General features: G+C 42.9%; 17 protein-coding genes. 12 read left to right on the forward strand and 5 right to left on the reverse strand.

What is annotated here, in order from left to right:
• Positions 1 to 385 precede the first annotated feature (385 nt).
• Positions 386 to 727 (forward strand): hypothetical protein, encoded by a 342-nt coding sequence (locus KV40_RS26065; protein WP_253274392.1) that lies wholly within the window; start codon positions 386 to 388, stop codon positions 725 to 727.
• Between the two features lie 8 nt (positions 728 to 735).
• On the opposite strand, the gene KV40_RS26070 is transcribed toward KV40_RS26065, so the two are convergent.
• Positions 736 to 1,266 carry a DUF6155 family protein gene (locus KV40_RS26070; protein WP_052055974.1) on the reverse strand — a complete coding sequence of 177 codons (531 nt, stop codon included), beginning with the start codon at positions 1,264 to 1,266 and terminating at the stop codon, positions 736 to 738.
• Between the two features lie 136 nt (positions 1,267 to 1,402).
• On the opposite strand from KV40_RS26070, the gene KV40_RS26075 reads away from it, so the two are divergent.
• Positions 1,403 to 1,954 carry a GNAT family N-acetyltransferase gene (locus KV40_RS26075; protein ID WP_036487468.1) on the forward strand — a complete coding sequence of 184 codons (552 nt, stop codon included), beginning with the start codon at positions 1,403 to 1,405 and terminating at the stop codon, positions 1,952 to 1,954.
• A gap of 9 nt (positions 1,955 to 1,963) precedes the next feature.
• Here KV40_RS26075 and KV40_RS35315 read toward each other — a convergent pair whose 3' ends face one another.
• From KV40_RS35315 to KV40_RS26085, 3 genes are all read right to left on the reverse strand, one after another.
• Positions 1,964 to 2,113, reverse strand: a complete 150-nt coding sequence (locus tag KV40_RS35315; RefSeq protein WP_156114189.1) for a hypothetical protein — start codon at positions 2,111 to 2,113, stop codon at positions 1,964 to 1,966.
• 56 nt (positions 2,114 to 2,169) lie between these two features.
• Positions 2,170 to 2,565, reverse strand: a complete 396-nt coding sequence (locus KV40_RS26080) for a nucleotidyltransferase family protein (protein ID WP_036487469.1) — start codon at positions 2,563 to 2,565, stop codon at positions 2,170 to 2,172.
• Positions 2,566 to 3,106: 541 nt separating this feature from the next.
• Positions 3,107 to 4,405: a diguanylate cyclase domain-containing protein gene (locus KV40_RS26085; RefSeq protein WP_052055975.1), complete on the reverse strand. Its 1,299-nt coding sequence runs from the start codon at positions 4,403 to 4,405 to the stop codon at positions 3,107 to 3,109.
• A 394-nt stretch (positions 4,406 to 4,799) separates the two neighbouring features.
• Between KV40_RS26085 and KV40_RS36425 the strand changes: the two genes are divergently transcribed.
• The 9 genes from KV40_RS36425 to KV40_RS26125 all read left to right on the forward strand — a co-directional run bounded on the left by KV40_RS36425 (position 4,800) and on the right by KV40_RS26125 (position 19,970).
• Positions 4,800 to 4,955, forward strand: a complete 156-nt coding sequence (locus KV40_RS36425) for a hypothetical protein (protein ID WP_216595730.1) — start codon at positions 4,800 to 4,802, stop codon at positions 4,953 to 4,955.
• A 93-nt stretch (positions 4,956 to 5,048) separates the two neighbouring features.
• Entirely contained in the window at positions 5,049 to 5,999 is a 951-nt protein-coding gene (locus tag KV40_RS26090; protein WP_036487470.1) for a peptidoglycan-binding protein, read from the forward strand.
• 53 nt (positions 6,000 to 6,052) lie between these two features.
• Positions 6,053 to 6,886: a peptidoglycan-binding protein gene (locus tag KV40_RS26095; protein WP_052055976.1), complete on the forward strand. Its 834-nt coding sequence runs from the start codon at positions 6,053 to 6,055 to the stop codon at positions 6,884 to 6,886.
• A gap of 189 nt (positions 6,887 to 7,075) precedes the next feature.
• On the forward strand, positions 7,076 to 13,993 hold the full coding sequence (locus KV40_RS26100) for a LamG-like jellyroll fold domain-containing protein (protein WP_036487471.1): 6,918 nt from the start codon (positions 7,076 to 7,078) through the stop codon (positions 13,991 to 13,993).
• Between the two features lie 382 nt (positions 13,994 to 14,375).
• A complete protein-coding gene (locus KV40_RS26105) occupies positions 14,376 to 15,449 on the forward strand; it encodes an NAD-dependent epimerase/dehydratase family protein (protein WP_036487472.1) in 1,074 nt (357 codons plus the stop codon).
• 142 nt (positions 15,450 to 15,591) lie between these two features.
• Entirely contained in the window at positions 15,592 to 16,764 is a 1,173-nt protein-coding gene (locus KV40_RS26110; protein WP_216595731.1) for a cytochrome P450, read from the forward strand.
• 209 nt (positions 16,765 to 16,973) lie between these two features.
• Positions 16,974 to 17,627, forward strand: coding sequence for a hypothetical protein (locus KV40_RS26115; RefSeq protein WP_036487473.1), 654 nt, complete (start codon positions 16,974 to 16,976; stop codon positions 17,625 to 17,627).
• 12 nt (positions 17,628 to 17,639) lie between these two features.
• On the forward strand, positions 17,640 to 18,302 hold the full coding sequence (locus KV40_RS26120; RefSeq protein ID WP_052055978.1) for a hypothetical protein: 663 nt from the start codon (positions 17,640 to 17,642) through the stop codon (positions 18,300 to 18,302).
• A 54-nt stretch (positions 18,303 to 18,356) separates the two neighbouring features.
• Entirely contained in the window at positions 18,357 to 19,970 is a 1,614-nt protein-coding gene (locus tag KV40_RS26125) for a Dyp-type peroxidase domain-containing protein (RefSeq protein ID WP_036487474.1), read from the forward strand.
• A gap of 26 nt (positions 19,971 to 19,996) precedes the next feature.
• Here the strand turns inward: KV40_RS26125 and KV40_RS26130 are convergent, their stop codons facing one another.
• The gene (locus KV40_RS26130) at positions 19,997 to 20,341 is read right to left on the reverse strand and encodes a hypothetical protein (protein WP_172657348.1); all 345 of its coding nucleotides are present in this window, start codon (positions 20,339 to 20,341) and stop codon (positions 19,997 to 19,999) included.
• A gap of 116 nt (positions 20,342 to 20,457) precedes the next feature.
• Between KV40_RS26130 and KV40_RS26135 the strand changes: the two genes are divergently transcribed.
• Positions 20,458 to 24,156 (forward strand): caspase family protein, encoded by a 3,699-nt coding sequence (locus tag KV40_RS26135; RefSeq protein WP_036487475.1) that lies wholly within the window; start codon positions 20,458 to 20,460, stop codon positions 24,154 to 24,156.
• Positions 24,157 to 24,259 lie beyond the last annotated feature (103 nt).

The following is a 24,259-nucleotide window of genomic DNA, read 5'->3' on the forward strand; positions in this document are numbered from 1 at the left end:
CAGAGGAAATGGCGGATTGCCAGAGGCAATCGCTGCTGCTAGGAAAAATTTGGCTTTAAAAGAGAGAAGAAACTAAAACAGGTAAATGATTTACCAGAAGGAATTGACACTGCTTGTAGCCCAAAATAAGCCCAATTAGAAGAAGAGTTGTCAAATTAATCCAGAGGGAAAGAAAGCCTCGCAGTGTAGTATAAAAGAAGTTAAAAAGACTTAAAAAGAGTAGCGATTGCCTCTGGCAGTGGTGAAGAAGATCGCTTATTTAAGAATAGATGGGTTGCGATAGACTGTCTATTTCACGATATATATAAGTTATGTTATTACTTTCATGAAATCCATGTCTCAGCGAGATCGCTCTGCCCTAAAAGCTCGAAATATATTGCTAAGTATGTTTTTGGCGCATATTGTCTTGGATACTATACTGGTGGTTATTGCCAAAGACTTATGGGCTATTAGTCGCATTTTAGTAACCATTGTCGTGATGTATTTTGTTTTACAAGGGCGTAAGTGGGCTAAGTGGGTGTTAATGGGAATTTTTAGTTTTCTGGTTGTTGCTTTAATAGCAATGGTTATTGCCCTATATTCAAAACTTTCTACCATCCTCATTGTAGGAAGCACAATTTTAGCGGTTTTGAGTGCTATTATTACGCTCTATATTGCTGGTAATAAAGATTTGAATCGTTATTTTTCAGGCAAAAGACAAGCTTCAGTTAATAGCAACCCAATCTAGAGATACATTTACTGAAAAGCGACTTCATAAATCTCGCACAGAGTATCATGAAACCCCCAGCCCATGTCTGAAGTGTCTCTGACAATTTTCAAGCAGCGTTTTTGAAAAGCATCTTTTTGTCCGTGTTTGACAATTTCTTGAACTGTTTTCTCATACATGGTTTCCATACTGATGTAGAATGGCTCGTCAATATCGCCATAGGCATCGGTGAATCTCACTCCTTGCTCTACATAAAACAGCATGATATCGATTAAGCTCACAATAGTTTTGTTGACTTTTTTGTAATCGGTAATAGCTTTTTTAGCTACTGACAATCTAGCTCTGCCTAAGCCACGAGCGGGAAAAAACTCGTCTTCAATAATCTTTTTGTATTTAGCTGCGACCTGTTTTTCGTCTTGGGGATAGAGTTGAATCTGGTAATAGTCTTTTACAGGTTGAAATCTTTTGTAGAGTTCGGCAATATCGGCAATTAATTCTGTTTGAGAACGAGTCTTCAAGTGTTTTTTGAGAATTGTCAGGTTAATTTTTGGCTGGTTCATGTTACTCGATTAACTAGCTCTTTTGGCTTTAGGAGAAAATTAAGTAAATCTAGTAAACAAATCTAGCGCGATCGTAATAGGGTTGCGATCGCTCATAATATAGAAACAAAGACTACAACATAAGCAAAATACTTTAATGGAGATTGTTACCAATAGATTTTTGCTGCGAGACTTTGATAAAAAAGATGAAGCGGCATATTTTGCCTATCGTGTCGAACCAAAATATGCTGAGTTTTGCGCCCCCGAAGAAACAGAACCTAGTTATACACGCAAATTGCTCGAACTTTTCGCTCAATGGGCAGCCGTAAGTTCCCGTTGCAACTATCAGCTTGCCATTGTCGCTCGCCGAAACCAAAAATTAATTGGTTGTTGTGGGTTACGTCGCGAGAATTACGATTCAGAGAAAGCGGAAATAGGTATCGAACTCGCACCGCAGTTTTGGAGTCGTTATGCTTATGCCATAGAAGTCGGCAAAGCTTTAATCGAATTTGGTTTTGACGCTCTGGGTTTAACAGAGATTAGAGGTATTTCCGTCAGTGCAAATCGACGGGTTGCACGTTTGGCAAAGCGATACGGTTTTAGAGAAATTGGCGCACGTCCAAGCCCAGATTGGATGCGCGCTCGCGGATGGAGTAGAATTGAATGGCAACTTACCCGAGAAGCTTGGGAAAGTCTATTAGTAAGCTAAGGTCTACATTTATTTGCCAAAAACAATGTTTTCAAAAATCCGTTCGACCCCAGAATAAAAACCGTGTATGTCTAGTGCGATGGCTTTAGCCAAAATTTTTTGGTAGTCAGTATCAGTAGTATTTTGTAACTGATGAGTATTCTTATTAATCTCAGCCAAGCAAATTTTAAGCTCGGCAAGTTCTTGTGTTAGCTCTTATTGGAGTTGTTGGGGAATCAAAGTTCGACACCCTTTAGTGCGATCGCGTTAAGAATATGAGGCTTGGCATCGTTAACGTCAACTAGATCGATGGGAGGAAAATCATAGCCGCTTTCCAATATTATGTTGTCTAAAGCGCATCCAGCTTTCCAGTAGAGATCGCTTGATAATCCCCAAACGGCGAGGTCAATATCAGAGTCTTCAAAAATCGATTCGACATCGAGCATTGAACCAAACAACACTACTCTGCTAACACCGAATTGCTGTTTAAGAAGCTTGGCGCACTGACGAGCAATTTCTATGCCCTTTTGCTGTCTAACTTTCATCCGAGCTATAAACTGAGGTCGTTCGGCTCTAGCTTTTAAAACTCGCTCGACAATTTGTTGTTCGGTTGTGGGGTCTAAAATACTCATGACTATGAACGGGCAGTCGCTTAATTATCTTTATTATCGCTTTTATCGCAGAGCAATTGTCCATAGTTTACTTTTGACAGAGAGCGATCCGTAGGCTAACAGCGCGTACGCGCATACGCTGCGGTAGCAGCTTTGAGGCGGTAGCCTTTGTGAGCGTAATCGCGCTTTTGGCTTTAATGCAATCGCCATTTTTCTAATTTAGTAGAAAATCGTTGAAAGCATTGAAATGGTGGAGATGTGAGTTTACACATCTCAAGCTGTGAGATCCCACACGTTGAGGTGCTGGATACTAAACTCTGATATAAAGGAAACAAAGACTACACCAAAAGAAAAGCAGATATCTAGACTCTGAGATATCTGCAATACCTGTTGTCTATTTATCGAGAGTTAAAAAGGAACGGGGTCGGCAGATAAATCTGTCTCAACAACATCCTGCTCTAATTCTTCGCTCTCAATCTTTTCTTCTTCAGTTTCTACCGCTTCAGTTTTCAGCCAGGATTTGGTAGTCTCAATTAGCTGTTTGAGGCGATCGCTTTAATGGTCAATAATCGATCGCTTTACTTAAATGAACGCTATTGCGCCCCTTTTTCTTGGCAGCATAACAGGCTGCATCTGCTCGACTTAAAATCTCGGTTAGATTGTTTGTAGTAGGAGCGATYGCAGCCAAACCGATACTGACACTAATTTTAAAYACTCTATCTTGCCAAACAAAATCAAAGTCTCGAACTAGGCATCGAAGCTGTTCGGCAATGTTTTGCGCTATTTTAAAGTTACATTTATAAAACAAGATTCCAAACTCATCCCCACCCAAACGTGCGAAAACATCTGAAGTCCGAATTCTTTGTTTGAGTAATGCGGTTATTTGTTTGAGTAGTTCGTCTCCAGCTAAATGACCGCAAGTATCATTAACGCTTTTAAAGCGGTCTAAATCGAGATAAGCTATAACGTGGTGAGTATTATTATCTTGAGAGTCTTCAATTGCCAGTTTTACTTGAGTTTCAAAATGAAGTCGATTAGACAGACCAGTTAAAGTATCGTGGGTAGCTTGCCAGGATAATTTGCTAGTTAATTCATAAATTTTGGTAACATCGCGAAATACAACAACAGTGCCAATAAGATTACCCTGAGTATCTTTAATTGGTGCTACTGAATCTTCAATAGCAATTTCAGTGCCATCATGTGCGACCAATAGGGTATCTTTAGGGAGTTGGCGAACTCGATTGTTTTTGAGGACTAAATCTACAGGATTGACTAGAGGTTTTCTAGAAAAACAATCGATAAGCCGAAAAACTTCTCCTATCGCTTTTCCTGTCGCTTCTGCTAGGCTCCAGCCAGTAAGTTGTTCGGCTACGGGATTGAGATAGCTTACCTTACCCAAAGCATCGGTAGTAATTACGCCATCGCCAATAGAGCTTAAGGTAACTTGTGCTAGCTCTTTTTCAGCTATCAGTTGTTGTTCTAATATTTTTCTCTTGGTAATAATCTCAGAAAATATCAGCAAACCGCCAATTTCTCCTTCCAAATTGTACCAGGGACGTAGTTGCCAACGTAGCCATTCAAGTCTGCCATCAGTCCTGACAAAACTATCTTCTTTACTGGTGAGAACCTCTACCTTTCCTGCCAGACAATCTTGATGATCTTGTCGCCAGCGTTCGGGAATTTCGGGAAAAACTTCGTAGTGAGAACGACCAATTATTTCAGTGTTCTCTAACCGATAATCTTCAATCCAGCGATCGCTAACTAGCAAATATTGCATTTGTCTATCTAACATGGCGATCGCCGCAGGAGCATAACGGATAAATAATTCTAATAGTTTGGGGTCTTCAATCAATCGAGCCATTTTTCTCGTACGGGCGACTTTCTTCTAATATTCCCAATTTGTCAATGACAATTGAGATTTTCAAAGTTTTCGTCTCTGCTGCTATGCCTTGATAAATGTAATTAAATGAGTAATTGCGCTCCCTGACTATTATTAAACAGTAAAAGCCCAATGTTCAGTAGTAACTTGCTCCGTACTATCTTTGACATAAGTATAGATATGAGAGTTGCGGTCGTTAAGCTCGATTCGCCCCTCATCAATAGCCGTAGCGATCGCTTTACGGTATTTAGTCAGATAATTTTTGGCAACAGAAGCAGGAGGATAGCCTTCTTCGAGTAAAGTAATTTCAGTTTGACAGAGTTGCGCTATTTTCTCTGGTTGGTCGAGAGATTGAAGGCGAGAAATAAAGATATCGATGAGTTCTTCTAACTCTTGTTTGGTAAGTTTGGTGCGTTTGCCTTGGCTGATGCGATCGCTTTATGCAACAAGTGTCCAAAAAACGTCAGAACCGAACAACCAATTTTTTCTCAGGATATTGTTCGAGTCAATGTCTGATTTGAAGCTGCGTTGAAAAACGCTTTTCCCTAGTTATTCCCGATCGCTTTATATGCTCGGTAGCAAAGAAACATAAATCAAGCAATTCCCTTCATTTTTCAGAAAAATCATGACCAAACCAACAGACTCTATTACTTATCTCGAACCAGAATTAGAATTTGAACCCTGCCACGATATTAACGAACTCGAACCAGAAACCGAAGCAGAATTGACCAGGTCACTTCCCAGAGGTTCGGTATTACTAGCTAATGTCTCTGGTTGTTCTACTGCTGTTGCTAACGGACTTTCTCAGCAAATCATCGATGAGATGAACGCTGTTATTCCAGGGGTTTTAGTCCGATTTGACGGTCTTAACGTTAGATCTGGTGCAGCAGTGTTTCCCTATCTGCAAAGACCAGCTTATGAAGCCCTATCCCGTGCCATAAGCGATCGCGGTACGACTATGAGTATCAACTCAGCATATCGCACTATCGGACAGCAGTTGATTTTATTCAATCATTCTCAGAGAAGACGCTGTGGTATTACTATCGCAGCCCGTCCTGGTAGAAGCAACCATCAAAGCGGTTTGGCACTGGATATTAACGACGCACAGGGTTGGCGACCTCATTTAGAACGTCATGGCTGGAAATGGTTGGGGCGCAAAGATCCCCCACACTTTGATTATGTTCGTGGTGGGACTAGAGATATTCGCAGTCTAGCTGTACTAGCGTTTCAAAAACTCTGGAATAAGAATAACCTCAACGATCCTATAGCCGAAGATAGAATTTACGGTCCACAAGTAGAAGCCAGATTAAATCGCGCCCCCATTGAAGGCTTTGGCGTAATTCCTGTCGGTGGCGTTGCCAGAACTTTGAGGCTTAGTAGACCTCTGATGCAGGGTCAGGACGTAAGAGAATTACAACAAGCGTTAGTTAAAGTTGGTTTTGACCTTACGGTGGATGGTTTTTATGGTGTAGAAACAGACAAGGCGGTCAGGGCATATCAACAAAGAGAAGGCTTAACTGTAGACGGTATCTTCGGTGTCGCAAGTCGTAATAAATTACTTAGACTTGTGGTTTAAATTGCAACATTCTCGTTAACTTTCTCAAACATAAATAGATTGAGCTTAAAACTATGAAATATTCAGTTCGAGAAGTATCTACTCTACTAAAACAAGGTTCATCGGGTGCAGCAGTTGTTGCTTTACAAACTAAGCTGCAAGAGCATAATTTTAATCCAGGTGCGATTGACGGTATCTTTGGCATCGGTACGAAACAAGCCACGATCGCTTTTCAAAAGAGTGTCGGCTTAACTCCCGACGGTATTGCAGGTAAAAATACCTGGGCGGCATTAAATACCCAGAACATAGATCGCCCTCTAGATACGAGTTTGTTTACCGTAGATACAGTCAGCCAAATGTTTTACGATGCGCCCCGTCGTAATATCGAGAAGTATCTACCCGCAGTTTTAAAGTCACTAGAGAAACAGAAATTAGGCGATCGCCAGATGATTTTGATGGCTTTAAGCACAATCCGCGCTGAATCTGCTGGCTTTGCACCTATCAGTGAGTTTCAGTCTAAATACAATACTACTCCTGGCAAACACGCTTTTGATCGCTATGATTTTCGTTCGGACATCGGTAACGGCGCAGTGGGTGACGGGGCAAAATACAAAGGACGGGGATTTATTCAGCTTACTGGTAAAGCCAACTATCGCACTTATAGTCAACGTTTGGGATTGGGCGATCGCCTGTTAAATAATCCCGATCTGGCTAATGATGCAGAAATTGCAGGCGACATTCTTGCTTATTTTCTCAAAGATAAAGAGCGTTTAATCCGTCAAGATTTGGCTAGCGGGAACTTACGGGCAGCTAGACGCAGAGTTAATGGCGGTTCTCACGGATTACAACAATTTACCGCTGCTTTTAATACGGGATTGGGACTCTCTGGCGATGTTGGAATTGCTTGAATTGAGGTAGGGTGGGCAATCACAAAAGTAGTAACTGACCAACCAAGCTTAAAAGCAGCTTTGCCCTTTGCCCACCTTACAGAGATTGCCTCTAATGATTTGAGGAGTTTGCCCACCCTACCTCAGAATCGACCATCAACAATTAACAACTAGCAACTAAATTCATTGCATACATGGAGGAGATTTGTCATGCAAGCACAATGGGAAAATTATTTACAAACCTACAGCGACCGCGCTTATCGTCACACAACTATGGTGCGTCATGCAGGGGTATTAATCGCTTTTGCTTTAGACAGTAAACGCCAGATTCATTACACGGTTTTAGACCAGGAAAACGAGCCAGAATCAATAGATGCCCGTAATTGGTTGGCTACGCCTCAAGAGTTGGCGTTTCCCAATGAAATCGCTCAGGTAGGGTTTGGTATCTTGCCAAACAAGGTTTTACCTGCGGTGAGAAGTAACGACAAGCCAGCCAGACATATTTCGGAAGTAGATATGTTTTTGTCTACAACTGCTAGGTTGACTGCTGATGCACCCTTTCAAGTAATCAGCGACAATCAATATATTTATCTGTTCCGTCAGGCAATTCCTGCCGAACATCCTCAGATGGTAACGGTAATGGACAGCGGTGGTGAAGATGTACCGATGGTAAACCAGACTCTATTGTGCGATCGCTTTATCTTAGCGGGAACAGAATTAAAAACCGTGCGGGAAGTTCGCTATCGTCGCAGTCGTAACAAGATTTTAGGCGATGGTAGTAAAGATAGTTTGGGGGCGGTAGATATGAATAATCTGCCGTTTTACGAACCGACTCTGGAGTTGGATTTTGTTCGTAATATCAGTATGGGTAGGTTTACCGTGGCTTTAGTGCCGACTGGTGTTCCCGACGTGCAGAGGTGGCAAATCTTCGTTCATAACGATCGCAGCGATCGCCTTGATTCTTATAATATCGAACGTTCTGCCGATGGTTTGTTTAACACCCAAGGTACGGAAAGCCCCGCAGCTTTTGAGAAGATCGGCTATGCGGAATCGGCTTTGAAGCTGAATAAAGACACTTATGTAGCAGGTAAAGCGCGAGTAGTTGACCTTAAAGCGTTTAATCTTTCACTGTGGATTAAACCTGAAAGTACGGGCATAATTTACTCCGAAGGCAAACCCGACACTGTTTTTAGTCTGGGTATTGTGGAAACTACCGAAGGTTATGGTATAGAGATCTTCTCGGCGGGAGAAAAAGTAAGTTCTGTTGCCAATATTATTAACTTGGGAACGTGGCATCATATCAGCGTTTCTTTTTCGACTGAAGCTGAAGAAAATCAGGCACAAGTCAGCATTCAGGTAGACGATCTCATTGTCCACGAAGAGGATTATCTATCTTTACCACTGCCGACAGCTTCCGCTACCGATCTAGATTCCTGTTTGGGTAAAAATATTGGCGAACCTGCTAATTCACTCACTGCGATCGTTGACGAACTATCAATCTGGGATCGCTCTAGATCCGAACTAGAAGTTAACGACAGTAAAAACGTCCGCAAAACTGGTAACGAACCTGGACTGATTACCTACTGGCAGTTTGACGAAGGTAATGGCGAAACAATTCACGACCATGCTGATTCAGCCAATAACGGCATCATTAAAGGCGATTCCCTTTGGATACAGTCTGATGCACCAATAGGGGATAATCCTGGTATTCGCCGCAGTAGCTTTGGTTTTACGGGACGAACCATAGCAGGTAAAGGTCTGACGGCACTACTCTATCACCAGCAGGAAGAAAAACCCTCTGGAAGCGATGGCGAAACTGCACCTAGCAAGCAAAGTGCCAGGATGCTATTGGCAGTAGCAACTAAAACAGAAGGGGAAGCAGAGGCTAAAATTGCTACTTTAGATTTTGCGGTTAGTAGACGGGGACGTTTATCTCAAATACCCGATGAGATTGAATTACAAACCATTGGTAATAGAGATGTAGATAGAAATGCCTCAGTCGATCGCATTGTAAAATTAGAATCAGCGATCGCAACTCTCACAATCCAAATTACCGAAAAACAAAATCGCTTACAACAACTAAGAGCTAATCTACCCAGAGAATTAGAGCTACTCCAGCGCATCCAAGCCAACCGCCCCAATAATATTCGGTTCGGTGTTTCGTTTCGCAGATGGCAAACTCAACTCGATAAACAACAGGCAAAGATAGAGAATTTAAAAAGTCAAGCACTAGAAATTCTCGAGCAATTAAAACCTCTGGAAAAATCCTTAGAGGCGAAGCAGGAGTGGTTAAAAATCTGGCGCGATCGCTATAACGGCAACCCCGCATTACCAATGCGCTTAGTACACATCGATCCTAATGGTTTAACCGTTACTGGAGGACTGTTAGATTTTGCCTGGACAGAAGACGCGCCTCAACTGTTTGCCAGCGATGATGGCATGGTGCGGATGTATTTTAGAGGCAGTGAAGACCAGTTTTTCTCGGCTACTTACGATACTAATGTCGCTCGAGCAAAATTGACTTTATCCGATGCCTGTCAGCTACAGGAAAAAGCCCCTGGTTTGGGTAGAAATCAACAGGAAGTTGTCAACGAAGATGACGAAAACCCTCAAGGCACAATGGTAACAGTTAGCGATGGCGTAGATAAAGATACTTGTACCTTTACCCTCACTAACAATAATTTAAACCTAACCGAAACCTGGCAGCGCGTACCTCGTAATCCTGGGCAAATGGGACGAGTTATTAGCGGACAAGCTCGCGAAGCAAGTTATTTAGGTAGATTGAGTGACGATCTCAAAGATACAATTGAAGTCATTTCTTTAACTGAAGCTGTAGATCGACCCTATCAAGTCGGGGCGAGTATCCTAGTTGCAGGAGCCAAAATTGCTTTGCGTAAAGCGATCGAGCCAGGAGATAAAGCGATTGCAGTAGTTAAAACCGAGTTACCTAAATCCTTAGAAGCTGGTAGCAAAATTGCCATTCTCGAATACGATTATGACAGTTACAGCAACTTAGGTAATCAGGGCGATGTTCTCAAAACTCCCTACGATCTTAAATACGGTTCGGTACTGGTCAAAGCTACTTGGCTACCCGATGGCAGCGTTGAGAATGTCTCTGCTACGCCCCTCACTGGTTTATCCCGTCCTAACGCCTGGCTGCCCGAATCTCCAGGGACGGCACTACAGATAAATAAAGGATACTTGACGGGAGACAGTTCTGAATTTGCCCATCAAGGTAGTCTTTCTTTGGAAGCCTGGGTAAAACCCAACCTGATTACTGAAGAAAAAACTGCTTATCTCGTAGAGCAAAATTCTGCTGCGCCCAATAATTCCAATTATCTGCTAAGTATCAAAAGAGAGTCGGTAAATACTTTCAACTTTAACGGACAAAATGAATATGTTCGAGTCAACAATCTCGATCTGACTAATAAATCTTTTACCGTTGAATTTTGGGCTGCACGCAATTCTAATAGCTTGGATAATTTCTTCTCCACAGTTATTTCTCAAGGACCGCCAGGGAATAATCGTCAGCTACACTGTGGTTTTAGAAAAAATGGTTCTTTTGCTTTTGCTTTCTACGGTAACGATCTGCAAACTCAAGCTACTTATAAAGATACGGGCTGGCATCATTGGGCTTGTACTTTTGATGTTGAGACAAAAGCCCGCATTATCTATCGCGATGGGGTAGTTGTGGCAGAAGATAAGGCAACAGCTAATTTCCAGGGTAATGGAGAATTTTTAATTGCCACTCTCAACAACCCTAGCAAGCAACATTTTTTCCACGGGGCAATTGATGAAGTTAGAATTTGGCAAGGAGTACGGAATAAAGTTCAGATTAACCTGCATAAAGACTGTCGCCTAGAAGGTGACGAATCGGGATTAACAGCGTACTATTACTTTGCCGAGCGACAAGTAATTAACCGTACTGGCAATACAGCTTATGACGGACGAGCGTTTAACAGTCCCACTTCTTTTGCTTCGCCTATCTCTTACTATCAAATTGTTGCAGGGGTAAGAAACCGTTACCTTAGCACCACCGAAGCAATACAAGCTTGTTCTGGTTGGCAGCATTTAGCAGCTAGCTATCAAGAAGCCTATGCCATTAATTTCGATGGCGATGATAGCTATCTCGACTGCGGTACAAAAGTATCTTTAGGGGTAGACGACGGCTTATCTATGGATATGCAGGTTGCTTTTACTGACGTCACTCAAACTTACTATCCTCTACTGCAAAAAGGACGACTGGGTAAAGACGATCCCGAATTAACCGCCTGGATGTATCTGAGGAAGTCAGGTAATTCTTACTATCTCTATTTTGGCTATGAAGATGCAAAAGGACGTACTAACGTCACTGTCGGAACAGTTACTGCACCTCAATCAAATCAAATAGTCAACATTGCCGTGACTGGTAGTGAAGGAAACGATAACTATACCGTTCGTTTGTATTGGAATGGCGAGCAGGTAGCCGCTAAAAACTTTAGTGAAGGTAAACCCGTTAGCAGTTTGCAACCTTTAGTTGTGGGACGTTGCTACGGTACGCCAGAAGGTACTACTTCGGGTTCGATTTCGGGCAATACGCGCCGTTTCTTACAGGGGACGATTAGCAAGCTACAAGTATGGAATCGGGCTTTATCGGCTACGGAAGTGCGTAACAACGATGGAGATGCTGAAAACCTAGCGGGTAACTGGCTGTTGAACGAAGGTGAAGGAAATTCGACTTTTAACAACGTCGATAATAGCGAGGCGCGATTAGTGGGCGCGACTTGGACGTTTAACCCCGATCCTAGTGCCACTCGTTTGGATTTGTATGTTAATGGAATGCCTGTTGAAACTGAAAATGTCAGTCAGATTCCTACTACTGCCAACCAGTTCAATCTGGGACGAGATTATACGGGGGCGATGGATGAAGTTCGCATCTGGCGGGAATATCGCAGCCAGGAACAGGTATTAGATAATATGTTCGGACAACTCAAAGGCGAACGGGATAAGCTGGTAGCCTATTACGAGTTCGATCGCGATCCTGCCACTACTGATTTGGTAACTCAGGCAAACGATAGCAGTCTGCAAAGCAATCATCTAACCGTAACTGAAGATGCAGAAATCAAACATATTCTGTCTCAAGCCCCCATCTGTCAGGATTTAGCCATAATTCGCAATGCCTTGGGTAGCATTAGCAACCGTTTCCAAGGTCAAATCCATTCCCGTCCTGCGATCGCCGAATATGCCGATATTCAGACGGCAAAAGACGGTTCGGTGAGGGGAGTCCACAAACGCTGTTATAGCTTCCTCAAAGGCGATATCTGGTATCTAATGACGGGTTACAAGGTAGGTAATCTGATTACTGAATGGATCTCCCAGGTACAGTTTGACCCCCAAATCAAAGGCTATATCGAAGGTGCGCCCCCAGTCCCCTCTGAGAATCTAACCGAAGACGCGATCGACGATGGTGATGGCGTTACTTCCGTAGAGTTTGTGGAAGCCGAAAGCGTCACCTCTACTATCTCTACTTCCAAAGAAAGCGGTTTTAATTCTTCCTTTGACGCATCTTTAAAAGCTTCAGTGGAACAAGAATTAGAAACTGTAATTGCACCATTTGGGGCGGGTATTTCCATCAAACTCGGCAAAGTAGGAGCTTCTTTAGGGGCATCTACCAGTCTGGAAACGGAATTAAACTGGTCGAGTAGCCAAGAACAAAGCAACACAACCAATGTCAGTAAAATGACGACCGTATCTCTTAGCGGTAGTTGGGAAGATCCCGCCAATCGACTCAATTCAGCCTTACCCAGACGCTTTCAACCTAGTAACGTTGGTTTTGCCCTAGTAGAATCAGAAACCGCCGATCTTTACGCTATTCGCATGGCACACAACAGGGCATTGGTAGCCTTCCGCATGGTTCCCAACCCCGACATCCCCAAAGATACCAATATAATTCCTTTCCCCATCGATCCGCACTATACCAAACAGGGTACGCTAGATGGCGCGATCGGCTACAGCGATCGGAGTAAGGTATTAGATCCCGATTATGCTCAAGCTACTGAATACGGCGAATACAGCTACTTTAAACCCAGCGAAGCTTATGCTTTGCGCCAACGCATTCAAAACGAAGAAATACGTTTGCGAGCCTTTTACGAAGACTTTAGCACCACCCCTCCTGGAGCTACAGGAGTCTTAACAGGTGGTTTAGCTGGTGGAGGTTTAGGTGCATTAGCTGCTTTCCCTGTAGCTGCTCCCTTTACTGCTGCTGCGGGAATTGCTGCGGGAGGTTTAATTGATGCTTTAGCTTCGGATAACGATCTGCCCCAACAATACAGCAAGCGCAACCTGGTTAATAGCTATCTTTGGACTGCCGACGGTGGTACGTTTGCCGAATCTACCGAAACCACCGATACCCAACAAGAAAGCACTAGTGGTAGCTACAGTTTCAACGGTAGTGCTAGTTTTTCAGCTTCTGCTTCGGCTGAAGTAGCGGGGGTAGGTATCGAAGCCGAAACCAATGCTTCTTTTGGCGGTAGCTTAAACCTAACTAAATCTAAAACCAAAGAAGCTAGCCAGTCTTTTAGCCTGAATTTGGAAAATAACACCCCTGGTAACTTACAAAAACAGGCGATCGACTCTGAGGGTAATATTCTCGAACCAGAATTCGATCCTCAAGGTAATCCAATTAACACCTCTGGTAAAGTAGATGCTTATCGCTTTTTCTCGTTTTATCTCACCCCCCAAAGCGATAACTATGATGCGCTATATAACACCGTTATCGATCCAGTTTGGTTAGAACAGTCCAATTCTCCTAACGCCAGGGCATTACGCCAGGCACAACAACCCCAAAATGCTCCTGCTTGCTGGCGCATTTTCCACCGCGTTACTTTTATCAGTCGCATCCTACCCGAATTCCCCGATCCCACAGCACCACCTTTAGATCGGGCAGTACAGGACACTGACTTTAGCAGCAGTTACGAGTTGATTAGGTTACTACAACCCTTTGTGGAAAACCAAACTAGTTCCCCCGCAGCTTTCAACGCAGCAGCGAGGAATGCGATTCAAACCTATTTACCCGAATTATCGGCAGATTTAACTCAAGAAGTAGTGTTGGCACTGGCTGACTATTTCCAAGTTGAAGGGATTAATTAATTGTCATTGGCCATTTGTCATCAATCGTCTGTAGGGTGGGCGACGTTCTACTAATACTCTAGTGCATTGCCCACCATACCTTATTACCTTTTCTCTTTTACCCAATAGCCATGACTAGAAACATATAGCTAATAGATTAAAAAGAGGCATATTTTCGTATTTTTTACTCGATACTCTCACTGAAGTCAACAGAAGCTTAACTTATCACAATTTATAAAATCTCTAGTTTTTCTCGATTTATATCTATAAAGAAAATAGAAGTCCGTACAAAAAAATGCCTAAACATAAAAATACTCACGGATAAACCAGATTAGACAATTTAACTGTGGTTGGCATTGATAATCAACCTATAGATATTAAATACAGGAGGTCTTCGAGTTCAGTGGATAAAAAAATTTTAGTCACAGGCGCAGAGGGGTTTCTTGGCTATCACACTATTAAACTGCTAAATGAGCGTCAGATTAAACCCAAAGGGTTAGTAGAAGTTGAGAACGAACAGCTAGTTGAATTTGGTTTAAAAAATTTACAAGTAGAGATTATCAAAGGCAGTATTCAAGATCTGCAAGTATTGCGCCAGGCTTGCGAAGGTATAGATACAGTCTTTCACATGAAATTTGAGATTGCTTTAGGGGGTGGTGAAGCAGCAGAAGAGAAAATGAATGAGATTAACATCGTAGGCACGCGCAATGTCCTTCAAGCAGCAAAAGAAGCAGGAGTAAAACGAGTTGTAGTCAGCAGTAGTTGTCTTACTGTCGGTTTAAATTACCAACCCGAACCTTTAAATGAAACTGCCGACTGGGATAAATATCAGTTTAATCTGCCCTATGCCCTGTCGCGTCGCCAAGCCGAACGAGAATCTTTAGTGGGCGTAGTTTCGAGGAAACCTCGAAACGCTGACCGCCCAGTAATTTCACCTACCGAAGTAAAAGATAACCATCCAGAGATTATAGCGATCGCTCCTTCGTTTACTCTGGGACCAGAGGACTATCTTGGCGCACCAGCCAATCAACTGGCAAAGCTAATTAGTCAGGGAAAATTTAAGTTCGGCATTCCCGTTGGCTTTGGTATTTTAGATGTACGCGACTATGCAGCAGGAGCTTTACTGGCTGCGGAGAAAGGTCGTCACGGACAGCGTTATCTTCTTAGTGGAGAAAATGTTACCCTGCGTCAATTTATCGCTCGGGTTGCCAACATTGCGGGGGTTGAACCGCCAAAATGGTTAATTCCGCTTCCAGCTTGGCTCGTCTATCCGATAGTTGCAGTTATTCAACTATTAAGTAAAATACGGGGTCGGTCATCGACCGTCAATCTCAGTATTCTCGAACTATGGAATCGTTACGCTTTCTATGATACTAGCCTGGCTGAAGAGGAGCTGGGTTGGAAAGCGCGATCGCTAGATGAGACGATCGCAGATAGCCTTCAGTGGATTGCCCAAAAAATGGTAAAGCCTGACTAGGGGACTAGGAGACGGGGGGAATCATTAATCTTCTTCGTTCACAATCATACATGCGGCGCGACCGAAGGAAGTCCTTTAGGGAACTAAGCACCTTTGTGCAATTATGCAACGCCAAAAAATTAAACATAGGAGTATCTTAGAAATGTTGCTGGTAAACTACCTCAGAAGTTCGATGTTACGAAGTTTCAAACCGATCTCGATCTCAAACGGCACGGTATCGGTAACTAGATTTGACGATGTACGAGAAGTTTTATCTCGTCCCAATGTTTTTGGCGTGACCTATGCAAAGAAAATGAGAGTTATTACCGCAGGGAGTAATTTTTTTCTCGGTATGAACAACACGGAAATTTACGCCCGTGATGTATCGAATATGCGTATTGTCCTGCCTCGCACCGATTTAGAAAAGCGAATAAAACCGTTAATCGAAAACTACGCTCGCTCTTTAGTCGATGCTGCTGGTGAAGGAACGTTTGATGTAGTCAAAGAACTAAGCGAACCAGTACCCTGTTATTTTTCTGCTGAATATATGGGCGTTTCAGGAACTACAGCAGCAGAACTAGCAGAATGGAATACCTATATGTTCCAGTATCTCTTTTTTCCCGATAATCCTGCTGAGGTAGATGAAAAAGCGATCGGCTACGCAGAAAAGATGCGAACCTATCTCGATGAGTTAATCCAAACTCGTAAGACATCAGGAGAGGAAAAAGATGACGTACTGGGTCGATGTCTGGCGTTACAGGCAAGTAATACTCCTGGAATGAGCGATGAAGACATTCGCAACAATCTGTTAGGCACTATCATCGGTGCAATACCGACTACCTCCAAATGTACCGCACAAGTTTTAAATTACCTATTAGACCGCCCCGAACTATTAAAGATGGCACAAACTGCTGCTCGCGACGATGATGATGAAAAACTGCAAAAGATAATGTTGGAGTGTTTGCGCTTCGATGTCTTTTCTCCAGGTATCACACGTATTACTCTGGAAGATTACACCCTGGCTAAAGGTACTTGGCGAGCTAAAAAGATAACCAAAGGTACGCCAGTATTGGCACTAACTAAGTCGGCGATGATGGATGGTCGTCAGATCGACAGTCCCAAAAGTTTTCGTTTAGATAGACCCGACTATCACTATTTACACTTCGGTTATGGGATGCATACTTGCTTTGGGTATTACATCAACATGATTCAAATCCCGATGATTTTAAAAGCGATTTTACGAGTTGACAAATTAACCCGCGAACCAGGAAAAGCAGGCAAAATGGAGTTTCGCGGACCTTTTCCCAGTCATTTAAGGGTCAGAATTGGAAATTAATGTGAGTTATTGATGAATAATTATTGATTCGTAATTGCTTTCTTATACCAATTCTCTAAATTACCGCTCCTCTGCCTCCCCTGCTTTCTTAATTTCCCTAGTTCTTCCCGTTTTATAAATATCTTTCACTTATCAAGGTCAGGGTCCCCGCCGTAAAACGACGGGGCTTGCCTGACCGTTGGTCAAATCATTAAATAACGAGGTCATCAATGTCCAATATTGCTGGCAAAGCCTACGCCATGAATGTGGTTACGCCCATTAAACGGAGTACTGCCTGGATTAATCGTCTGATTTTTCGGGCTGCGAGATCGTCTAGGAATCGCGATCGCTTTATCGGTTTAAACACCCTGTCATTGATTCACTATGCTCGGTGGACAATTGTTAGCCCCAAGCAGTTCCCCCGTTTGGATGAAAGCCAGCCACAAGAAACGATTAAATACACTTACGAATTCTTTTTTAGTAATTTTAACGGCAGTTGGGAACAGTATATTGATTCATTCCACATGGCAATTTCCAAGGGACTGGATTCATTTTGGTTCAAAAACGTGAAATATCCTCGTTCCGTGCCTTTGCAACCGTTTCACGATTACATTAACTTCAACCAGATCTGGACGAATCACTACTACAATGCTTACCCGATGGCTTCGGCTAATGATGTTAAGTCGGCAAAAAAGGTCAAAGCTTCATTAATCGAATTCAGTCAAAACATGGAGGATGACGATCCCGAAACGTTTAAGCAAAAATTTAATGCCATGCTGACGGATTTGCAGCACGACCTAAGTTTGATGGAACCCACACCGATCGTCAGTTTATCGGCAGAGGCGATCGCCAGAAGGGAAAGAAAAAGAACCGAACGAAATTAGAGGCGATCGATTATGGCAAATCAAAGCGGTAATGCTTACGGACTAACAGCACTAATTCCAATTAAAAACGGTACTGAAGCGGGGGAATCGTATGCTAGCAAGGTAAGAGGACTATTGCAAACCTGGAGTTTAGATCGCAACGAACACAGCCCGATGGCAAAAGTACCCAATACCTATCTCTGTCGATTTTATGTGCTGAATGATGTCTTTTATCAGGGAAGTCCCGCTAGAGAAGAACATTTAAAGTCTAAATATTTAGTCTTTTCGAGCAATTTTTATGGAGAATTAGAGCCTTATCTTCGGGGGATGTGGGAAAATGCCCCAACCGAACTCAGGAAATTATTGCAACACTGCGTTGCGGGCGATCGCGTTAATAATGCTGAGGGTTTTATCGACTATATCAAGCGGTGTCAGGTAGATAATGCCTTGTTCTTTAATGGCTCTACTGACGATCCTTTGGCAGAACAGCTAAAAGCCCTATACCTCAAGCAGGCTTTTGCCCACTTTATCTTTTCCCACCAAGATTTGATTAACAGCCCCAAAGATGCAGCCGAGTTGCAACGAGCATTCAAAGCATTCGTGAAATACACCCAACCAGAACTAGCAGAACCCACATGGATGCCAGGTTACGAAGAAGAACCAGAAGGTTTGGCAGATGCAATGAGAAATCTTTAAGTAGCAAATATTTTAAACAAATAATTAGTGTGCGAGCAGATAAAGGAGTCAACCATGCCAGAGCATTTAGATTTATATGATATTCAAGGCAATATAGTTAAAGCCTACGGACGGTTTCAGTTTGGTCAGGCGCGTTATATTTTCTATCACGTTAGTGACGAAGATAAAGGTCGGGCTTTTGTACGGGCGATCGGACCATACATTACCAGTAGTGCGCCCTGGGAAACGAGAGACTTCTCTCTGCCAGTAGATCGAGATAATATCCCCGATGCAGCGACTAATATTGCTTTTACCTATAACGGGTTAAAACATCTCGGTTTACCCCGCAAATCACTACAGAGTTTTCCTGCGGAATTTTCTATGGGCATGAAAGATCGCTGGGAAATTTTGGGCGATGATGGTGTTAGTTCCTCCGAACATTGGGACTCCATCTGGAATGGCAACTTAACCGTAGATATTTGGGTATCGGTTGACGGACAAACACCGACTGCTTTAGAGCAACGCTATCGAGAAATATGCCAAATTCTCGAACACCCCGAAGTAAAAGGGGGCGTAACGCAATTGAGCGGTCATCGAGGAGACACACCCGAATATCAAGCAGCAGCAGTTTTAGAAGATCGAACCGAACATTTTGGCTATAAAGATGGCATTAGCGAAGCTTATTTCAAAGGTAGTGGCAGCAATCCCATCAAAGTAATTGGTGGCGGGAAACCAACTCGTTTAGCTCCCGATACCAAAGAGGGTTGGGAACCTCTGGAAACAGGAGAATTTATTCTCGGCTATCGCGACGAATCCCAAGAATATCCCGTCGCACCTATCCCCAGGCTGTTATCCTATAACGGTACTTTTATGGTTTACCGCAAGCTGCATCAAAATGTAGCTGCTTTTAACGAATATACAGAAGAAGTCGGTAAAGATTTTCCTGGGGGCAAAGATGCTCTATCAGCTAAATTTGTCGGTCGTTGGAAAAATGGTGCGCCCTTAACCCTGTTCCCTACTCAAGCAGAAGCTAATGAGTTTATCGTTAATTTAAAAATAACCAGAGATCGATACTATCAAGCCTATCAAAAAGATCCAAAGAGCGAATCAACCCTAACTTTGAAGCAAGAATACGAACAACTACGCAAACAGCTAGTAGGCTATAACTTTAACCCAGATCTAGCAGGTTCGCGCTGTCCCGTGGGCGCACACACTCGCCGAGTCAATCCCAGAGGAGCATTAGAATTTGGCAAACAAGCATATGAAACTCCAGGAGCTTTAGTAAATCGCCGTCGCATCCTCCGTCGAGGTTTACCCTACGGTAAGAAAATTACCGATCCAAATAATGATGATGGCAATCATGGGGTCATTTTTATGTGTTTGTGCGCCAGTATCAAACGTCAATTTGAGTTTGTCCAACAAAAGTGGGTTAATTATGGCAATGATTTCAGACTAGCCAACGATAAAGACCCTATATTGGGTAATCACGGTCAAACCCTAAAAGGGAAAGGTACTGGACGCATGGTCATCGAAGGAGAACAAGCCGACGCTAACGGTAAGAATGGTCGTCCGCCATTTTTCTGCTCTAACCTAACTCGCTTTGTAGAAACTAGGGGTGGAGACTACTTTTTTGTCCCCAGCTTGACTGCAATACGCATGATTGGGGAAGGCATTATCGATCCGACATAGATTATAGTTGGCTCTGGTAGTGAAGACTATACCCCAGCCAACCAAACCAAACTACCCAAAATAATAATTACCAAAAAAAAAGCAAACCAAACAAACTGATTATCTGGAGGATCGACAGGAGTTGGTTCTAAATCTTCTTCTAATTTAAAAGCATTTTTAGGTAATTTTTTCTCAGCTGCTACATAACGAGATGCACCCTTATCCGTACCCGATAGATTGGGAATTTCACTCATCCATTCTTTTGGTCGTTCTAGTGCCTGTTCGCGGGTTTGAGTATTGGGATGAACGATCGATTCTTGACACGAGGCGATCTCCTCATCAATTTGTAAGGTGGGCAAAATTAAATTGTGAAATATGCGATTAATTTCCAACTGTAGCTTGCCCACCTTACGGCAATTTCTTCCATTTCTTCCCGACTTATTCCCGATCGCTTTGTATTTAGAAAATATGTCTCTCCAGCATCCATTCTTTATCTTTCAAAATTATCATGACTAAAAATATTTATGCATTATTAGTAGGCATCGATGCTTATACTCACCCCATACCGCCCTTGCAAGGATGCGTTAACGATATTAAAGCTATAGAAGAATATCTTGAGGGTAGAGTAGATCGGGGTGATTATCAATTACATCTCCGCACTTTGCTCGATCGCGATGCTACTCGTCAGGGAATTATCGAAGGCTTTCGAGAGCATTTATCTCAAGCAACCAGTGATGATATTGCTTTGTTTTACTACGCGGGACACGGTTCACAGGAGCAAGCACCCCCTGAATTTTGGGATGTCGAACCCGATCGCCTGAATGAAACTATTGTCTGTTATGACAGTCGTATCCAAGGAGGTTGGGATTTGGCGGATAAGGAATTGGGTAAATTAATTTCAGAAGTAGTCCAAAATAATCCTCATACGGTAATTATCATGGATTGCTGCCATTCTGGTTCGGGGACTCGTGGGGAACTAGATTTGGATGTAGCGACGAGAAAAGCACCTTTAGATAAGAGACAAAGACCTTTAGATAGCTTTATCGTTGCCCCCTCGGAAGTGAAAGTATCGAAAACCCGCAGTTTGTCAGCCAATTCTAACTGGATGTTTGGCAAGGGTGAATATATCTTTCTTTCTGCCTGTCGCGATCGCGAGTTAGCTAAAGAGTATAATGCCAATGGCGAAAAACGAGGGGTATTTTCTTATTTTCTAGTAGATACTCTTAAAAAAGCTAACGGAAATTTGACCTACCGCGATTTATTCAAGCGTACCGATGCGCTAGTCCGTAGTAAGGTTACGGATCAGTCTCCCCAAATCGAAGCCAAAGATTCGGGTAATTTAGAGCGATCGTTTTTGGGTAGGGCAATATTTACCCATCCTCCTTACTTCACCGTCAGTCATCAACCTAACTATGGTTGGGTAATTGATGGTGGTGCGGTGCATGGTTTTTTAGGACGGGGAGACAAGGGGACGGGGAGACAAAGAGTCCTAAAGGATACACCTTCGGATAACTGGGAGAATGTAGAAACGACTGAACTGGCTATCTTTCCTTTTGAGACACCTGTAGCTGAGTTATCGCAGCCAGATAAAGCTATTGCGACGGCGCAAGTGTTAAAGGTAATGCCCCAGTTGAGTCAGATCGAGGTAGAGAATTTAGATTCAGCAACTAGTTATAAGGCGATCGTTACTAGTGTACCTCTACTGCCTAAAGGGGTTCTGATTACGGGAGACAACCCAGGTGTAGAATTAGCGCGTCAGGTTTTACAACAGCAATCTTCTCTTTATATTACCGAAGCTGACAAGCCAGAAGATGCAGAATGGCAAGTAATCGCCCGCGATCGCCAATACATAATTACTAGACCAGTGGACGATCGCTCGTTAGTCGCACCAATTATTGAATACACTGAAGCCAATGCCAGTCAGGTAATCCAAAGGTTGGAACATCTGACTCGTTGGACGAATATTGCCGAGTTATCTAGTTCTGCTACCAGCCGTATTCCTACCGACGCGGTGAAGATGTCTGTTTATCAAGACGGTAAAGAATTAGTTGATACAGATTTACGCTTATCTTATTACCAAGAAAACGGTAAATGGCAACAGCCAACTTTTAAAGTCAAGCTAACCAATAATAGCAATCTCGATCTTTACTGTGCTTTGTTAGATTTGAGCGATCGCTATGAGGTAAGTGCGGAATTACTAGCTACAGGTGGCGTATGGTTACAGTCTGGAGAGTCTGCTTGGGCGTTGGACGGTCAAAAAATTTATGCTACTGTCGATAAAAAACTTTGGGATCGAGGAATAACGGAAACCAAAGATATACTCAAGTTAATTGTCAGTACGGCTGAATTTGATGCAACGCTGTTAGAATTAAACGAACTAGATTTACCCACTCGTGCCATTGCTAGTCCCAAACGGGGTAAAGGCACACTAAATCGCTTGATGAGTCGAGTCCAAACTAGGGCGTTTAGTAGCCAAGCAGAAACCGAAGTAGTGTATGACGACTGGATGACAAGTCAGGTGCATATTACTACGGTACGCCCCCAGGATACCGTTGCTATTCCCCAGGGTAATGAAAGCAGAAGTTTGGGAGTGGGCGTAACTATTCAACCTCATCCCGTTAAAGCCAAAGCACGTCTTACTACTGTCAAACAAGCTACCAGAGATCTACATACCAAACTTGTTCCCCCAATTCTGACGGAAGATATTAATTCGGTACAGCCTTTCCAATTTACTACCAGTCGCGGTAACGAACCTAGCTTAAACGTTCTGGAGTTAACCGAGGTTCAAAATCCTGAAATCGTTAGTAAACAACAACCTTTAAAACTAATTGTCGATACACCTTTAGCAGATAATGAGGAGTTATTACCCATAGCCTATGACGGTGAATTTTATTTGCCCTTGGGTTGGGGAAAAAGTATCGCAGGTGGGAAAACGGAAATTAATTTAACCAGATTACCTGCTGTTAATGATTCTGAAACTACTCGCAGTCTTGGCGGTTCGTTTCGGATTTTATTTCAAAAAATTGTCGGTCAGAAATTCAAACGGGAATATAAATACCCCTTGCTAGCTGTAGCTGATGTCGATGCGAATGAAACCGTAACTTACATTCAAGATACTCAAGAAGTTAAAGCCAAAGTTGCCGAAGCTAACAATATTATTCTCTATATTCACGGCATCATTGGCGATACAGAAAAGATGCTGCCAAGCGTGCGCCGTACTGAGGTAGCTATAGAAAATCAATCAAAACAAATAGCCGATTTTTACGATGTAGTTTTAACTTTTGATTATGAAAATCTTCATACTTCCATCGAAGAAAATGCCCGTTTGCTAAAACAAAAGCTAGAACGGGTTGGTTTGGGGGCGAATCATGGTAAAAACTTACATATAGTCGCTCATTCAATGGGAGGCTTAGTATCGCGCTGGTTCATCGAACGAGAGGGCGGTAAGGCGATCGCCCAACACTTAATCATGCTAGGTACGCCGAATGCAGGTACGCCTTGGTCAACTGTCGAAGATTGGGCGATAACGATGCTAGGTATCGGTCTTAATAGTTTATCTACCGTTTCTTGGTCGGTTCCCGTTTTAGGAATGCTGATGAAAGCGATCGGTACTGCCGCTAGTACCTTAGAGGTAATTGATGTATCTCTCGATCAAATGAAGCCTGGTTCGCAGTTTCTCAGTAATCTTGCCTCAAGTCCCGATCCTGGCACACCCTACAGCATCGTGGCGGGTAATACCTCAATTATTCCTGCTGCTTTGGAATCTCAAAGAAATAAACCCAGTCTGATTAAGCGACTGACGCAAAAACTGAGCGATCGCGCTATCTCTTTAGCATTCTTCGGTCAACCGAATGATATCGCTGTCGAGGTAGACAGCATCAAGAGTGTAGAGAGTAACCGTATCTATCCACCCCAAATACAGGAAGTGGCTTGCGATCACATGGTTTATTTTTGCCATCCCGAAGGTTTGAAAGGGCTGGCTGATGCTATTCAACAAGCTTGGCAAGCTGATTCCAGAAATTTGGTTACAGCAACCAAAATTAATAATCCTTTGGTTCGAGAAACTATTAACAAATTTAGATCTCCCTGGTTAATTAATATTATTGCTGGCACAATTGCGATCGCCACTGGCATCGGTACATTTATTTACTGGCAATATCAACCAATTCAACCCACAGAACAATCTCAACAATCAACAGCAAATTGAAAAAAATCCAACCTGCAGTAGCCAATTTCTAGAAGACACGAATAGCATCCTTTAAAACTGGTTCGCGTAAATGCTGGCGCAACGCTTTTCGAGTTTTTAAATC

This window comes from Myxosarcina sp. GI1 (assembly GCF_000756305.1).
GTDB lineage: Bacteria > Cyanobacteriota > Cyanobacteriia > Cyanobacteriales > Xenococcaceae > Myxosarcina.

What these genes read in the sequence shown, in the direction of transcription:
- KV40_RS26065 (WP_253274392.1), top strand. Translation starts at nt 386, where the DNA reads ATGTTTTTGGCGCATATTGTCTTGGATACTATACTGGTGGTTATTGCC.
- KV40_RS26070 (WP_052055974.1), bottom strand. Translation starts at nt 1,266, where the DNA reads ATGAACCAGCCAAAAATTAACCTGACAATTCTCAAAAAACACTTGAAG.
- KV40_RS26075 (WP_036487468.1), top strand. Translation starts at nt 1,403, where the DNA reads ATGGAGATTGTTACCAATAGATTTTTGCTGCGAGACTTTGATAAAAAA.
- KV40_RS26080 (WP_036487469.1), bottom strand. Translation starts at nt 2,565, where the DNA reads ATGAGTATTTTAGACCCCACAACCGAACAACAAATTGTCGAGCGAGTT.
- KV40_RS36425 (WP_216595730.1), top strand. Translation starts at nt 4,800, where the DNA reads ATGAGTTCTTCTAACTCTTGTTTGGTAAGTTTGGTGCGTTTGCCTTGG.
- KV40_RS26090 (WP_036487470.1), top strand. Translation starts at nt 5,049, where the DNA reads ATGACCAAACCAACAGACTCTATTACTTATCTCGAACCAGAATTAGAA.
- KV40_RS26095 (WP_052055976.1), top strand. Translation starts at nt 6,053, where the DNA reads ATGAAATATTCAGTTCGAGAAGTATCTACTCTACTAAAACAAGGTTCA.
- KV40_RS26100 (WP_036487471.1), top strand. Translation starts at nt 7,076, where the DNA reads ATGCAAGCACAATGGGAAAATTATTTACAAACCTACAGCGACCGCGCT.
- KV40_RS26110 (WP_216595731.1), top strand. Translation starts at nt 15,592, where the DNA reads ATGTTGCTGGTAAACTACCTCAGAAGTTCGATGTTACGAAGTTTCAAA.
- KV40_RS26115 (WP_036487473.1), top strand. Translation starts at nt 16,974, where the DNA reads ATGTCCAATATTGCTGGCAAAGCCTACGCCATGAATGTGGTTACGCCC.
- KV40_RS26120 (WP_052055978.1), top strand. Translation starts at nt 17,640, where the DNA reads ATGGCAAATCAAAGCGGTAATGCTTACGGACTAACAGCACTAATTCCA.
- KV40_RS26125 (WP_036487474.1), top strand. Translation starts at nt 18,357, where the DNA reads ATGCCAGAGCATTTAGATTTATATGATATTCAAGGCAATATAGTTAAA.
- KV40_RS26135 (WP_036487475.1), top strand. Translation starts at nt 20,458, where the DNA reads ATGACTAAAAATATTTATGCATTATTAGTAGGCATCGATGCTTATACT.